This is a genomic window from Thalassospira sp. GO-4 (assembly GCF_023588965.1).
Lineage (GTDB): Bacteria > Pseudomonadota > Alphaproteobacteria > Rhodospirillales > Thalassospiraceae > Thalassospira > Thalassospira povalilytica.
The window spans coordinates 1,124,403-1,140,146 of record NZ_CP097807.1 but is presented as its reverse complement, the minus strand read 5'-3'; the positions used below and the strand labels follow the sequence as shown (position 1 = coordinate 1,140,146).

Below are 15,744 nucleotides of genomic sequence, written 5' to 3'. Positions count from 1 at the left end.
GGCAGGGGCTTCTTTTTGCGTTGTTGACCAACCCGTTGCACAGCGCGACACTATGAATTCGCACCTGATTACCATGGTGGATTTGACCTGATGACGATTTCGCCTTTTGACTCGGCCCTGCTTGGCGGGCTGTTTTCCGATCCGGAAATTGCGGCCCTGTTTGATGACCGGGCACAGATTGCCTCGATGTTGCTGTTTGAATCTGCCCTTGCCGCGGCAGAAGCCCGCGCAGGCGTCATTCCGGGGGAAAGTGCTGCACGGATTGCCGAAGTTTGCCGCGATTTCAATCCGGATCCGGCGTCGTTGGCGGCGGGAACGGCAAGTGCCGGTGTGCCGGTCCCGGCCCTGGTCAAGGCATTAAAGGCCGAAATTGGCGGTGAAGATGCCCGGTTCGCCCATTTCGGTGCCACCAGTCAGGATGTGGTTGATACCGCACTGGTATTGCGGTTGCGCGATGCAATCGGCATCATCCGTCGGCGCATTCGCAAACTGGCCAGATCGCTTGCGGCCCATGCAGATGCACATCGCAAGACCGTGATGATCGGGCGCACCCGTTCACAACAGGCTGTTCCGACAACATTCGGCCTGAAGGCAGCCGGTTGGCTGGCTCCGCTGGTGCGGATCGACCGGCGGATCGACAGCTTGGCGGCGGATTTGTTGCGGCTGTCCTTTGGCGGGGCGGCGGGCACGCTGGCATCAATCGGGGCAAAGGCCGCCGATGTCGAAAGCAACCTGGCCGAAGAACTTGATCTTCCGGCATCTGATATGCCCTGGCATGCGCAGCGTGATGTGCTGGTGGACTTCGCAAGCCAGTTAACAGCGTTAACCGGCGCGCTTGGCAAAATGGGTCAGGATCTTGTTTTGCTGGCGCAATCGGAAATCGCCGAAGTCCAGCCGGGCAAGGGCGGTGGGTCATCTACCATGCCCCATAAATCCAACCCGGTGCAGGCCGAAATGCTTGTGACACTGGCACGCTTCAATGCCGGGCAACTTGGCGTTTTCAGCCAGTCACAGCTTCATGATCATGAACGTTGCGGGTCAAGCTGGCTTTTGGAATGGCTGACCTTGCCGCAGATCATTATTGCGGCGGGAACGGCATTGGCGCAGGCCGTCGATATGGTGCCGGACCTTAAAATCAATACCGGGCGCATGGCCGAAAACCTTGAATTGTCGCGCGGGGCGATGCTGGCAGAAGCCGCGACCTTTGCCCTTGCCGACCATATCGGGCGTGATGCCGCGGACAAGCTGGTCAAGGACGCCATTGCCAAATCATCGGCAAACGGGTCGAACCTGTTTGATGAATTGCCCAAATTGACCGACGCGCCGGTAAACTGGGCACAGGTCGGTGATCCTGCAAACTATGTCGGGCAGGCGGATTTGTTCATCGATCGTGTTTTGGGGACAGCCAAACGCGGATTGCGCGACTGATCAAACCGGGCTCAAATTCAAAAGGCTGCCAGCGTTGGACCGTTGGCAGCCTTTTTTATGCGGGTTGGCCCGGTTTGCGCAGGCGCTTTTCAACAGCATAATTGTGGATCGGAACACCATTGATTTCAAAGTCGCGCCGCTCGACCACGGAAAACCCCTGTTTAAGCAGGAAGGATTTGGCAAGTTCGCTGGCCTCGGAATAGAGCTTGCCGATATTTTGCGCATTGGCGGCGTTTTCAAGTTCACCATAAAGGCTGGCAACCACCCCGGTTCCTGCCACATCGGGGCTGGCATATAAAAATCCGATATGGCCATCGGGTTCAACATCGCCAAAGGCAACCGCACGATCATTCTGATCAACCGCGACCAGGCAGTAACGCCCGTCGGTCATCAGTTTTTTGAACTGATCGGGATTTGGTTGCAGGCTGGCCCAGATCGCCACCTGTTCCGGGCCATATGATTTCGGGCCGAGTTCGGCGACCGCCCGGGTATATATGTCGGTCATTGTCGCGGCATCTTCGTCGCGAAACCGGCGAATGGTGATCATTGCGCTGATCCCCACGCGGTGTCAAAGAACCGGACTTCAAGTTCCGTTGCCCGCGCAAAGAACGAAAGGCAGCCGTTGCGGTCCGATGCCGACAGGGTGGGGCCAACCTGATCAAGCTGATCATTCAGATAGCCAACCACACTTTCAAAATACGCACCGACATGAAGATCAAGCCATTCGGCATACCAGAAATCCTTGGGACGTTCTGTCAGGGACCGGTTGACCCGGTCCGCCCAGCCAAGATAGGTGCCTTCGGCCACGGCAAGTACAGCCAGCATATCGGCATAGCTGGTGCCGTTGGCGGCATCGGCCATCAATTGTTTGAAATCGCTGGTGGCAGGCCAGTCGGGCTGTGTTGCACGGGCCTCATCGGTAACGCCAAGTGCGACAAAGCATCGCTCGAAATAGGTGTTTTCAGCCCCGGTCAGAAGAGCCAGAAACTGGCAGCCGGGAATGCGGTCCTTCAATGTCGGGGCGCGCGATACCGCAGCAGCCAGAAGGGCAACAAACCGGTCGATAAAGCGATGATCCTGAATAAGATAGTTTTCAAGATTGCGTTTGGGGATTGCCGCCTGACCCCAGGCATCCGTGAAGGGATGATGCGTGACGCGATGCCAGTTTTCAGCAACCGATGCCTTGAGCCAATCTGAAAATCTGCCGTCCGGGTTGGCGTGCTTCCATTCGGGATAATCCGGGGCGGATGAAGCCGCAGCAGGCTGGGGGATATCGATCGTCACGGCACGGTTCCTGATGTGTTTTGATGTGTTTTGATTTTTCCCCTTTTTACATGCTGCTCATATAAGGGCAATAATCCAAATCACATGTCTTCGAATTAGCCGCCAATTGATCATTATCAATGTAAATCAATACATAATGATATAATGATTGTGTGATCTTACAGCGACGGCCCAAGGAGGATGTCATGGCAAATGTCGGGATGATTGATCGCGTATTGCGTGCCTGTGTCGGTGCGTTTCTGATTGCCTTGCCGCTGATTATGGCAACACCCGAACAGGGGATGGTGGCCTATGGGACATTCGGCTGGGTGATGGTTGCCGCCGGGATTGTCATGTTATTGACGGCGGCCTTCCGGTTTTGCCCGCTTTATCTGTTGCTGGGTGTTCGGACCTGTCCGCTTTCGAAATAACGTGCGGGTTGCTGTCAGTCGTCTGCACATGACAATTTTCTGTTCAAGCGGTTGCAACGACCGCGCTATAGTGGCATCCGTATCAGTTAAGGTGTTCTGCGCATGTCCGTTTTGACGGGCAGATTGCGGTACGCCATCGGCAAGACATAACGGAACAGAAAAATGAAACGCCTGAGCGACGACCTGACGGTATCCCCGCAATTGCCACTTGATGCGATCAACGAGATTGCCAAGGCCGGTTACAAGACCATCATCTGTAACCGCCCGGATAATGAAGATCCGGGCCAGCCATCCTTTGCCGAGATTGCCGCCAAGGCCGAAGCCGCCGGCATCAAGGCAATTTTCCAGCCGGTCGCAAGCGGCAATGTCTCGGACGCCGATGCCGACGCATTTGCCGCCAATCTTGCCGCGGCGGAAAAGCCGATCTTTGCCTATTGCCGGACCGGCACGCGTTGCACGATCCTGTGGTCGCTGGCCAATGCCGGAAATCTGCCGGTTCAGGACATTATCAAATCGGCATCCGATGCCGGTTATGACATGTCGCCGCTATTGCCGCGCATTGCTGCGCGCGCCTAAGTGCGGCTGTCCGTTTATTGACCTTTATGCGATGGGAACGGTCCCCATCGCATAAATGCGCGGCACGCCTGCCAAAATTGCACTATCGCATTTTTGCAAATCATGTCGATATGACAGGACGGTATGATACCGTGTGTCAGATTTTCTGCTGTGGGTGTGACTTTGAATACGCGTGAAAAGGCCAAAATTGATATCCGGTTGGCCGTGCCTGGCGACATTGATGCGCTGTGCGAAATTGAAGATCAATCCTTTGAAATTGACCGGCTGAACCGGCGCGCATTCAAACGCTTTGTCGGAAGCGAAACCGCGCGTCTGTGCGTTGCCTGCACCGATGACGGCGTGGTTGGCTATGCGCTGGTGATTTTCCGGCGCAATGTCGCGCTTGCGCGTCTTTATTCCCTGGCGGTATCGCCGCACTGGCGCGGGCAGGGGATCGGGCAGCAATTGATCACCCGGGCCGAAGAACTCAGCCTTGATTTCGGTGCGCCAATCCTGCGTCTGGAAGTCAGTCAGAAAAATGATCGCGCCATTTCGCTGTTTCATGCGGCGGGCTACACTGAGTTTGCGCTTTATCCGGATTATTACCCCGATCATTCCGACGCGTTGCGCATGGAAAAGGTATTGGTGCCCAATGCCCTGCGTCTGCCATCCCCCATTCATTTCTATCACCAGACATTGCCATTCACCTGCGGCCCGGCGGCCCTGATGATGGCGATGAATGCGCTTGATCCGTCACTTGAACTTGATCGCAATCTGGAAATTGCCTTGTGGCGCGAAGCAACCACCGTGTTCATGACATCGGGCCACGGCGGATGTGGTCCGCTGGGACTGGCATTGGCGGCCAATCGTCGCGGATTTGGTGCCGAGGTGCTAAGCAGCCGCGACGGGCCGCTTTTTGTTGATACGGTGCGCAAACCCAAAAACCGCGAAGTGGTCGAACTGGTGCATTATGATTTTGCCCGTCAGGCCCAGGATGCCGGCATTGCCGTGACGACTGGACCGTTTGGTGTGGCCGAAATCGAAGAACGCGCCAAACAGGGCAAGATGGCGCTGGTCCTGATCAGCCAGTACCGCATTTACGGTGACAAGATCCCGCATTGGGTCGTGGTGTCGGGCTTTGACGACCGGTTTGTCTATGTGAGTGATCCCGATATCGGCGATGATCACGAACCGTTTAATGGCAGTGATTGTTTGTCGGTGCCGATCCTGCGCAACGAATTTGATCTGATGGCAAGATACGGGCGCGACAAACTGCAAGCCGCCGTCTTCATAGACAAAAAGGCCGGGTAAACCCGGCCTTTTTTTATTCTGCGATTGCGAATTCAGGGGCGGGCAATCTTGCCCAGAAGATGCGCAATGATGCGGCGATATAGCTCCATGCCCAGAACCACGTCCTCGACCCCGGCATCGACATTGGGGTTGTCATTCACCTCGATCACCATCGGGCCATGCGGGGTTTCCTTGACGTCCACACCATAAAGGCCATCGCCCATCAGGCGGGCCGCGGCAAGGGCGGTTGCAACGATATCGGCAGGCGCATCTTCAACCGCAAGCGTTTCAAACCCGCCTTCCTCGAAGCTTTTGCCGTCATCTTCATGTTTGACGATCTGCCAGTGGCCCGGCGCCATGAAATAGCGGCTGGCAAAGATCGGCTCGCCGCCCAAAACACCGATACGCCAGTCAAATGTCGTTTCGACATATTCCTGAATGACCAGAAGTTCCGAGTTCTTGAACATCTCGGTCGCGACTTCATTAAGATGTTCGGGTGATTTCACCTTGCGCACCCCGCGCGAGAAGCAGCCATCCGGCACTTTAAGAACCGACGGGAAGCTGAATTGCTGACCGATTTCGGCAATGCGGCGTTTGTCAAAAATCGCACTTTTCGGGGCCGGGATACGATGGGTGCGCAGCAACTCGGCCAGATAAACCTTGTTGGTACAACGCAGCATCGAGTCCGGATCATCAATCACCGGAATGCCTTCCTTTACCGCGCGTTTGGCAAATCGATAGGTATGGTGATCAAGGGCCGTTGTCTCGCGGATCAAAAGTGCATCAAATTCCGAAAGATGATGGAAATCCTTGGCCGTGATCAGTTCGGCCTTGGCACCAAGATCGGATGCGGCCTGAACAAAGTTTGCCAATGCTTTCTTGTCAGACGGCGGCAAAACTTCGTCCGGGTCATGCAGGATCGCGACCAGTGCGGTCGGCGGGGTGACGTTGCCCTGCTTGCGCACACGTCCGCGCAAATAGGCGCGAAGGGCTGCTTCAAATTCGGCAAGGTTGCTGTCATCAAGCTGACCCAGGGACGGGGCTTCGATTTCGCGCAAAATCTTGCGGTCCTGCTTGTTCAGATGCAGGCGCAGGATCGGGCAGCGGAACTGGTCAAACGCCCGTTCGGCGATCTGGCGGAACCGTTTGTCGGCTGTGCGTCCGAAATAAACGTCAATATGATCCGGTGCCTGTTCCGGGCCATGGCCGGATTTTGCAAGGGCATCAATGATCTGCGGGCTGAGTTCCGAACGCGCGGTTTTCTGAAGACGCTTCCAGTTAAGGTCCAGAAGCACATCGGCCTCGGGAATGACACGTTCGGCACGCGCAGCAGCCAGAAGACTGCAATAATAGCCGCGCGACAGATATTCATAGGATTGGCACAGGTTGATCACACGGCGGTTGCGCACCCCGTGATCAAGCGCAAGATAGTCACGCACCCGCATGACGCGCGCACCCGAAACAGCAAAACGCTGATCGGACAGGCGATCAACAAGGATCAGCGGCGCACCGGTGGCAACCGCCGGGGTAACATCGGTCTGACCGTCATAGAGCGCATGTTCAAGGCGAATGCCATCACCGCCATCTTCGTAATAGCCCGGAAGATCGGCAACCTTCTGATAGCCGTGGCGCTCATACAGATTGCGCGCGGTGTCGTTTTGAACCCGCACTTCAAGGCGCATACGATGGCAACCGGCATCCATTGCCAGATTCTCGAGCCCCGCCAGAAGCTGTGTGCCAAGACCTTTGCCGCGCCATTCCTGTGAAATCGCAAGCGAGTAAATCCGGGCGACGACCGCATTGGCCCGCAACAGCAGCAATCCGTATCCGACAATGGCCGGCTTGTCGGCATCGCCGGCATCCGCAACAAGCAGACGCGCAGATGCCTGACGCAAGAAGCGCGAAAAAGAGGCGCGCGAAATCAGGTCGCTTTGAAAATTGGCGGTCTCAAGGGCGCAAAGCCCATCAAGGTCGGCACGTACTGCGTTGCGAATAATGACGGTATTGGTCTGGGTCGAAGCCACGAGACGGACCTCCTGCGATTGGATGTGATGCATATGTTGCGCGCAACTCCCGGTACGCTCAAACCAAAAAGCTCACAAGTGCGAATATTGTTCACAGCCATGCCATTTTTTCATGGGAAGTGGCACAGGTGACACTCGACCTGTAAGATGAATGAAAATATGGTGTTTTCAGTTCGCTGTTTTGAAAATAACAACAATTCTGTTTGCAACAATCCCTGATGGGATCAAAGGGTATAAAAGAACGCCAAACGATGTTAACTGGCGTCACCTGACCGGACACAAAGCACAAGGGATATGACGTTTGACAAGCCGCATCCGCCGCAAATTTGGATCATATGGGCGATCTGCTGCGATCGTTCCGCTATTGATGGCGGGAACGATGCTGGCTGCGTGCTCATCTGACGAAGGAATTGGCGGGCTGGATTTCGGGTTTGGCAATGGCGAATCACAAGCCCCGGCTGATCTGCGCACCACCATCCCCTATGAGGTGGAACTGACCGGCATTGACGATCATGAAGAACAGCTGATCGAGGCATTGAACGCGGTCAGTACCGCGCGCCGGTTACAGTCACGCCCGACCGCATCGCGTGCCGGACTGCAACGCCGGGCCGAAGATGATGTTGAACGGTTCCAGGCGGTTCTGCGATCCAACGGATTCTATGACGGACAGATCACGTTCGAGATCACCGAAAAAACCGGTGATGACGCGCCCGTCGAAGAAAACGGCAATCCGGCGGGCAGCGAGAATAATGAAAATGACGATGTCACCGCAAATGACACGGTGAATGGCACCGCATCGCAAGACACGGTTGATGAAGCTGATAACCGCGACAATGGTGCAAACGGTGATAACGGTAATAATGGTGAGAATGGCGATGGCGCACCCACACCGCTTGTTCTGACCTATATGATTGATACCGGTGCGCCATATCTGATTGCGTCGGTTGACCTGGTGATTGTGCGCCCGGACGAAGTCGTCGAACGCCCGGCAACCGATGCCGAACTTGAAAGAACCCGCCTGCAAATCGGTCAGCGCGCCACGGCAGAACCGATCATTCTTGGTGAACAATTCGGTGTCGATATCCTGCGTGATCAGGGCTATCCGCTGGTCAAGGCGACCAAGCGCACGGTGATGGCCGATACCGCACAGAAAACCATTTCGATCAAATATGCCTTTGAAACCGGGCCAAAGGCCAATTTCGGCGCGGTCACGGTCAATGGTGCCGACGAGGTCGATCAGGATTTCATCGCGGGATATCGCAGCTGGCGGGCCGGCGAACAATACAGTCCCGAACGGGTGCGCGAAACGCGGCGCGATCTGGCGCAGACCAACCTGTTTGACAGTGTGATCGTCAAGGTCGCGGGCCCGGTAGGCGAAAGCGGCGAGATCCCGGTTGAAATCAATGTGGTCGAACGCAAAATGCGGTCAATCGGCGGCGGGGTTGATTTTTCGACTGCGGATGGCCCGGGCGCCAACGCATTCTGGGAACATCGAAATCTGTTCGGTGCCGGTGAACGGTTGCGGCTTGGTGCCGATGCCTCAAGCCTTGAACAGGGTCTAAGTGCGGAATTCAAAAAACCGCAATTCCTGCAACGCAAACAGGCCCTGGTGGCCGAGGCGAATGCAAAAAACAATGATACCGATGCCTATCAGGGTGCAACGGTTGACAGTTTTGTCGGTGTCGAACGCCCGCTTGGTGAAAACTGGTCGACGACCCTTGGCGTGACGGCGGAATATTCCGACCTGACCGGATCGGATTCCCCGAACGAGGAATTCTACCTTGCCGGTTTGCGCGGTATCCTGCGCCATGACAATACGGACAATCCGCTTGATCCAACGCGCGGAACGCGGTTTGAAATCAATGTGTCGCCCTATATGGGGCTGACCGATCATGATACCAATTTCACATCGGTGTCGCTGTCCGGGTCGCAATATCTTTCGATTGATGATGACGGGGATTATGTTTTGGCCGCAAGGGCGCGGACCGGGACAATCATTGGCGAGGAACGCGGCAATTTGCCGTCGAACAAACGCTATTATTCCGGTGGCGGCGGGTCGATCCGTGGTTATGAATATCAGAAAGTCGGCCCCCTTGATGATGATCATGATCCGCTTGGCGGGCGTTCGGTTCTTGAACTCGGTTTTGAATTCCGGGCCCGGGTCACCAAAAGTTTCGGCGTTGTGCCGTTTGTCGAAGGCGGCAATGTCTATGCGCGCAGCGAACCCGAAGACATTTCCCTGTTATGGGCGGCCGGTCTCGGTTTCCGGTATTACACCGCCGTCGGGCCATTGCGCTTTGACGTTGCCGTGCCACTTGATAAGCGTGAAAACGTCGATGATGACTATCAATTCTACATCAGTCTGGGGCAGGCATTTTGACCAGGTCTGAACTTCCGTCAGAGAATAAGCCGCATGAACATGAACGCCGTAAACCAGCCCTGAAATGGGCGCGTTACGGTGCGTTTGGTGTTGGCGGCACCGTCCTTGCGGTGGCTGCTGTTGTCGGGATTGCCGGGACCGGCCCGGTATTGCGCGCATTGACGCCGATGATCAATGAAACGGTTTCGGCTGCGACTGACAGTTCATTTGAGCTTGGCCGGATCGAGGGCAGCTTGTGGACCGGGCTGACACTTGACGGCCTGCGAATGGAACGCGCGGCAGACGGCTTTCACCTGGATCTTGACCAGGTCGATTTTGACTGGTCGCCACTGGCCCTTTTGGGCGGGAAATTGCAAATCAATCACGTCGGTTTGCAAACGGCCAGCATCGTGCTTCCTGATGGCAGTCTTCCCGATACCCCCGATGACGAAACCCCAGATGACGGTGGCGGGTTCAGTTTGCCGCTTGCTGTGTCGGTTGATGCGATTGATCTTCGCGAAATTGCGCTGGTTGATCCGGTTTCGGGCAAGGGATTTTTATACAGCCTTAAGGCCAATGGCGCGATCGGCACCAATCTTTCGGCGACAGCTGCGCTGAATTTGCAGCCACTTGATGGTGGCAGCGATCAGCTTGATGTCGATCTTGATTTTGATGGCCCCAAACAGCGACTGTCGGCCAGAATTGACGGGGAACTGGGCCGCGAAGGTGTGGTCATGACCTTTGCGGGGGTGACGCCCGATATTGCACCCGATGTGCGCATCAAGCTTGCCGGGGATGGCCCGGCCGATGACTGGAATGGTAAGCTTGAACTGACCGCAGGCGGTTATGCGGCGCTGACCAGCGATGTCGGTGTGCAATTGTCATCCGATATTCTGGCCTTTTCGCTGGATGGCGGGGTTCAGACATTTGACCGTATTTCCGGTGATTTGCCCGAACCGCTAAGGGGGGATATTGCCCTTGGCATTGGCGGGGCATTCAATGCGGATGATCAAAAACTTGCCTTTGATCGCATCACGGTTGCGATGGCAGATGTGCTTGATCTGTCGGCAAGTGCACATCTTGATCTGGCTGAAAATCTGATTGCCGCACGGCTGGATGGTGATATCGATCCGGCCTTGTCCGGGCTGCTTGATGATGCGGTACGCTGGGGGCAGGTTGCGCTGTCGGTCGAGGTCAATGGCGATCTTGCCATGCCCGGTCTTGTCGTTGCGATTGATGGTCAGGATGTTGCAACACCGGTTTCGACGATCGCACGCATGCAAGTGCGCGCCAATATGCCGGCATCTGATGGGGACGGGCCGGTTGCGGCAAGCCTTGATGCATCGACATCGGGCACCGTCTGGCAGGACAGCGACCTTGGCGCATTTTTGGGTGCGGATCAGGAACTTTCGCTCAATGCGCTGGTAAACCCGGATTTTTCGAGGATATCGGTCGGCAAACTGGTGCTGACTGCGCCGCAAATGGCGGTTAACGGGGCTGCTGAAATTGATGACACATTGTCGCTTAACGGCGCCAAGCTGGTCGGTGATGTTGCCGATCTGTCGATCTTTGCGCCGATTTCCGGTCTTGATCTTGGCGGGCAGGGGCAGGTTACGCTTGATAATCTAAGCTGGTCGGAACAGGACGGCATGAAAAGTGATGTGACGGTTTCGGGCACACAAACCGTGTTCGGGATTTCCGATCTTGACCGGATTGTCGGACCGTCCCCCACGATTTCGGGCAAGGTTGCACTTCTGCCCAACCTTGATCTGGCGGTTGATCTGGATGCGGTAAATGCGGCAACGCTCAAAGGACCGGTCAAAGTCGACATCACAAACGAATTCGAACGTCTTGCTGTTACGGCCGATTTTGATGTCGCGCCGGGTACGGTGCCACCCGATATCGGGGTGGCGATTGCACCGGCAAAGCTTTCGGTGCGTCTGGACGGGGATATTGCCGCCCCGCCCGGTCAGATCGACTTGCGGGTGCCAAATGTCAAAGCCGGCGGACAACGCATTGACAATGTGGTGTTATCGAGCCGCATGTCATGGTCTGATCAGGCGGTATTGGCGCTGCGCAATAGCGGTTCGTTCAATCTGGGCAAGCATGCCTATGACATCGCGGCGAATGTGCGCCTGCCGGAAAATGATCTGTTGATCAGCGACATTCTGTTGCGCGGTGAATTTCTGGATCTGGGCGGCGAACTTGTTCTGCCGGGGTATGCCGTCCCGATGAAGGGCAGTCTTGAGCTAACCAAGCTTGATGCCGAAATGTTTGGCGATTTCGGGGTGCCCTTTGCCAATGGAACGATCAGCGGCGATATCGGCTTTGTGCCGGAAGACGGGCGCCAAACCGTCACGCTGTCGGCCTTGGCCAAAGGGTTGCGTATTGATCAGCAGCCCGATGGCAATCCGGCAATGATCGAGAATGTGAATATTGCCGCGACAATCCGTGATGCCTTTGCCCAGCCCGATATCAAGGCCGATATTGATGGCAAGGATATCGTCTTTTCACCCATCGCCATTGATGACGTTACCATCGGGATTATGGGTGGGCTGGATGCCTTTGACGTCACGATGAACACGACCGGATTTTATCAGGGCAATGTTCCGATGTCGGCGGATTTGGCTGCGAATATCGGGTTGGGGGATGATATCCGTGTGGTCGCGGACAAGTTCGACTTTGCGCTTAGTGACCAGACCATCAAGCTGCGCAGTCCGTTGCAATTTGTCATGGCAGCAAACGGTCAGCAAAATCTGGATGCTGATATAACCGTCGGGTCCGGTCGTCTGGTGGCAACGGTTGCGCAGGAAGCAGGTCAGAAATCGATTGCCGGTGACCTCTCGCTTGATGATGTCGATCTGGGGCCATGGGGCCGAATTGCCGGGTATGACGGGCTAAGCGGTGTTGCAAATCTGTCGGCCAGCTTGCGCGAGACCAAGGGCGCTTTGCCCGTGGCTGCAGTCAAAGGCCGGATCAGTGGCATTACCGCAAACACGGTCAAGGATATGGAGCCGTTCGAAATGGTTCTTAACCTTGATCTTGCCAAGGGGATCCTTAACGGGACGGCCAATCTTGGCAATCGCGATGTCAAAATCCTGTCGGCGCAGGGAACAGTCCCGCTTGCGGTTTCGGTCCTTGCGCAGAATTTCAGTCCTGATCTTGCCGCACCGGTATCGGCAAGTGTGCGGATGAATGGCGAAATTGCCGAATTCTGGCCCTATGTGCCGGCGCCGGATCATCAGGTATCGGGCACGATTAATCTGGAACTTGATGTTGCCGGAACACTTGATGATATCGGCTGGAAAGGCAATCTCGGCCTGTCTGACGGGCATTACGAGAACCTTGTTTATGGTACGATCCTTGAACAGGTTACGCTTGCGGGCGAATTTGATCAGAACGGGCTTTCGATCCCGTCAATCACCGCAACTGATGGCGGCAACGGCAAACTTGATGCATCGGTTGACCTGACGATGAAGGATGGCGGCGAGGCGGCCTATGACGTAACCGCCACCTTGCGCAATTTCGCCCTGTCGCGGGTCGATGAATTGCAATTCTGGGCCGATGTTGACACCAAGGTTACCGGCAATCAGGAAAGTGCCGATATCGAAAGCACGGTTACCGTTCAGCGTGGCGAGGTGGATTTGTCGCTCGCGCTGCCGGAATCCGTTCCGACGATCGAAGTCGCCAATCTGCCCGACGAGGAAGAAAAGGAAGAAGCCCGCAAGGCAGCTGAAAAGGATAACGGTTTTTCCGGCAATCTTGACGTGACCGTTGATATTCCCGGCCGCCTGTTTGTGCGCGGCAAGGGGCTTGACTCCGAATGGGGCGGGCGCCTTGAAATTTCGGGCACCACCGATGACCCCAGCATTGTCGGTCAATTGTCCGCCTTGCGCGGGCAGCTTGATATCATCGGCAAGACATTCGTCATCAAGGATTCCAAAATCACCTTCGCCGGTGGATCACCACCCGATCCGATGCTTGATATCAAAGGCGTCTATACCACGGCCGATCTGGAAGTCACCGCCGGGTTCCAGGGGCCGTCAAGCGATCCGGAACTGGTTCTGACGTCGGTGCCGTCCTTGCCCGAAGATGAAATTCTGTCCCAGGTCCTGTTTGGCAAATCCCAGGGCAGCCTGAGTGCTGTCGAAGCCGTGCAGCTGGCCAGTGCCGTGAACGAGCTTTCAGGCGGGGGCAGTGGGCTTGATGTGGTCGGAAGTGTCCGGCGCTTTATCGGTGCCGATGTACTTCAGGTCGGTGGTGGTGAAAACGGGCCCGAGGTCAAGGTCGGCAAATACCTGACCGAGGGGGTCTATGTCGGCACCAAGGCCGGATCAACACCGGGATCAAGCGGGGTTGAAGTCGAAATTGAAGTCACGCCAAATATCAGCGTGACCAGCGAAACCACTGAAATCGACAGCAAGGCGGGTGTTCAGTACCGGCTGGATTACTAGGTCGGGGCGAACTTAGCCGAATTTCAGGTCGCTGATATCAACCAGCGCCCCGTGGCGGCAAATCACCATTCCTGCGACCTTTTGGGCGACGGCAATGGCGTTTTCGATGCTGTTGCCGTGTGACCGTGCTGCCAGAAACGCCCCGTTAAAGGAATCACCGGCCGATGTTGTATCGACAATGTCGGTGATCACGGGCGGGGTCACAAAGTCCGACTGTCCGTCACTATTGCACCAATAGGTCGGCGCACCGCCCGATTTGACCACAACTTCGCGCAGACCGGCATCAAGCCATCTTTGGCCCGTCTGTTGCGCGGATATATCCCCGAAAAGGGCAGCATCATCGTCAAAGGTCGGAAGTACTGTGTCACAATATGGCGCAATCGCCTGATAGATCTCGATTGCGGTTTTGGCATCAGGCCAAAGGCGTGGGCGATGGTTGGTATCAAAGTAAACCTTACCACCCTGATCGGCATATTCGGCGACAAGCCTGATCATGTTCTGGCGGTCAGCAGGCGACAGGATCGCAAGAGTGATCCCCGAAAGATAAAACCCGTCAAAGCGCGCAAAAGCATTTTTGATGGTCTGGTCATGTCCGCCCGCCAGAACCTGTTTGGCAGCGGCCTGATCGCGCCAATAGGAAAAGCTTCGTTCGCCGGTCGCATCGGTCTGGATGGTGTAAAGACCGGGCAGGGCGCCGTCGATCTGGCGGACAAGATCGGTCGCAATGCCATCGGCCTGCCAGGCTGCAATCATCGCATTGCTATAGGCATCGCGACCAAGTGCCGTGATATAGGCAGCCGACCCCGATTGTGCCGGATCAAGAAGGCGGCTGGTGTGCGCCATATAGGTCGCGGCATTTAACGTATCCCCGGCAAAGCCAAGCTTTGCAGCGCCGAAAACAGACCCGGGCTGTGCCCCGGAAAGTTCAAGCATACATTCACCGATAAATGCGATCTGGGGCATGGGGTAACCTTTGTGCGGGGCAAATAAATTTGGTAGGCGCGCCTAGTCCCCAATGGGCTGGCGCCCGGTCGGCAGATTGACCGTCAGAAGGGACGATCTGATACGGCGCAGCTTTTCTTTTGCCTGATCTGGCATGCGGCGCGCAACAGCGGTGGCAATGACATCGATGGTGGCCAGAAACGCATGGCGCGTTGCCGTGGGTTTATAGATATCGGGGTTTTCAGGCATCTCGATCCCGATGACAAGATCGCTTTCCGCAGCAAGCGGGCTGTCAGGATTGGTCAGCGAGATGACCTTGGCACCATATTGCCGGGCGATGGCGGCGGAATGGATCAGCTCGGTCGGGCGACCGCTGGTCGAAATGGCGAAAACCACATCGTCCGGTCCCAACGTTGACGACAGCATGCGTTGCAAATAGCCGTCACTTTGCGATTGTGCCGGAATGCCCAGACGGAAAAACCGGTTGGCAGCATCAAACGCCACCGTGGTCGAACCACCCCCGACGCCGAAAAACGCAATCTGGCGGGCCTTGACCAGAATATCGGCGGCCTGATCGACCTGGCTTGATGAAATCTGTTCGCGCAGAAGACGCAAATTGTCGATGATAACGCCCAGAACGTGACTTGAAAGAACGTCTGCATCTGTTGTGTCATCCGAAATGTCCTCGGATGTCAGATACTGCATACTGACCGCAAGGTTCTGCGCCAGACGCATTTTGAAATCACGGAACCCGTCGCAACCCAGTGTCCGGCAAAAACGAATGACCGTCGGTTCGCTGACGCCAACATTGTTGGCAAGATCGGAAAGGGCAATCGTGGTAACCGCTTCCAGATTTTCGCTGACATAATTGGCAACCAGCTGTTCCCGGTTGGGGAATTCACCCGACTGGTTACGCAGCAAACTGATAATGTCGGCCGTCGGTTGCATGGGTCTTGTCCGGTTCTGTTTCAAAGGTCGGGCAGGGGTGCCAAAATTGG

The 15,744-nt window shown here is 56.0% G+C and carries 11 protein-coding genes; 6 read left to right on the top strand and 5 right to left on the bottom strand.

Going from position 1 to position 15,744, the window contains the following annotated elements:
* Nucleotides 1-90: 90 nt before the first annotated feature.
* Nucleotides 91-1,428: a 3-carboxy-cis,cis-muconate cycloisomerase gene (locus tag M9H61_RS05445; protein WP_068517370.1), complete on the top strand. Its 1,338-nt coding sequence runs from the start codon at nt 91-93 to the stop codon at nt 1,426-1,428.
* 55 nt (nt 1,429-1,483) lie between these two features.
* Here the strand turns inward: M9H61_RS05445 and M9H61_RS05440 are convergent, their stop codons facing one another.
* A complete protein-coding gene (locus M9H61_RS05440; RefSeq protein WP_250283814.1) occupies nt 1,484-1,975 on the bottom strand; it encodes a GNAT family N-acetyltransferase in 492 nt (163 codons plus the stop codon).
* The gene (locus tag M9H61_RS05435; RefSeq protein WP_250283812.1) at nt 1,972-2,712 is read right to left on the bottom strand and encodes a TenA family protein; all 741 of its coding nucleotides are present in this window, start codon (nt 2,710-2,712) and stop codon (nt 1,972-1,974) included. Before M9H61_RS05435 ends, M9H61_RS05440 begins: the two co-directional genes overlap by 4 nt.
* 185 nt (nt 2,713-2,897) lie before the next feature.
* On the opposite strand from M9H61_RS05435, the gene M9H61_RS05430 reads away from it, so the two are divergent.
* From M9H61_RS05430 to M9H61_RS05420, 3 genes are all read left to right on the top strand, one after another.
* Nucleotides 2,898-3,122: a DUF2892 domain-containing protein gene (locus M9H61_RS05430; protein WP_068517372.1), complete on the top strand. Its 225-nt coding sequence runs from the start codon at nt 2,898-2,900 to the stop codon at nt 3,120-3,122.
* Nucleotides 3,123-3,284: 162 nt separating this feature from the next.
* Nucleotides 3,285-3,698: a TIGR01244 family sulfur transferase gene (locus tag M9H61_RS05425; RefSeq protein ID WP_250283810.1), complete on the top strand. Its 414-nt coding sequence runs from the start codon at nt 3,285-3,287 to the stop codon at nt 3,696-3,698.
* Between the two features lie 162 nt (nt 3,699-3,860).
* Nucleotides 3,861-4,988 (top strand): GNAT family N-acetyltransferase/peptidase C39 family protein, encoded by a 1,128-nt coding sequence (locus M9H61_RS05420; protein ID WP_250283807.1) that lies wholly within the window; start codon nt 3,861-3,863, stop codon nt 4,986-4,988.
* A 32-nt stretch (nt 4,989-5,020) separates the two neighbouring features.
* On the opposite strand, the gene M9H61_RS05415 is transcribed toward M9H61_RS05420, so the two are convergent.
* Nucleotides 5,021-6,991, bottom strand: coding sequence for a GNAT family N-acetyltransferase (locus M9H61_RS05415; RefSeq protein WP_250283805.1), 1,971 nt, complete (start codon nt 6,989-6,991; stop codon nt 5,021-5,023).
* A 301-nt stretch (nt 6,992-7,292) separates the two neighbouring features.
* Here M9H61_RS05415 and M9H61_RS05410 point away from each other — a divergent pair, with 301 nt between their 5' ends.
* Both M9H61_RS05410 and M9H61_RS05405 read left to right on the top strand, forming a co-directional pair.
* Nucleotides 7,293-9,371, top strand: coding sequence for an autotransporter assembly complex family protein (locus M9H61_RS05410; RefSeq protein ID WP_250283803.1), 2,079 nt, complete (start codon nt 7,293-7,295; stop codon nt 9,369-9,371).
* Nucleotides 9,368-13,804 carry a translocation/assembly module TamB domain-containing protein gene (locus M9H61_RS05405; protein ID WP_250283799.1) on the top strand — a complete coding sequence of 1,479 codons (4,437 nt, stop codon included), beginning with the start codon at nt 9,368-9,370 and terminating at the stop codon, nt 13,802-13,804. Before M9H61_RS05410 ends, M9H61_RS05405 begins: the two co-directional genes overlap by 4 nt.
* 12 nt (nt 13,805-13,816) lie before the next feature.
* Here M9H61_RS05405 and M9H61_RS05400 read toward each other — a convergent pair whose 3' ends face one another.
* Entirely contained in the window at nt 13,817-14,767 is a 951-nt protein-coding gene (locus M9H61_RS05400; RefSeq protein WP_250283797.1) for a sugar kinase, read from the bottom strand.
* A gap of 42 nt (nt 14,768-14,809) precedes the next feature.
* Nucleotides 14,810-15,694, bottom strand: coding sequence for a MurR/RpiR family transcriptional regulator (locus tag M9H61_RS05395; protein ID WP_068517377.1), 885 nt, complete (start codon nt 15,692-15,694; stop codon nt 14,810-14,812).
* Nucleotides 15,695-15,744 lie beyond the last annotated feature (50 nt).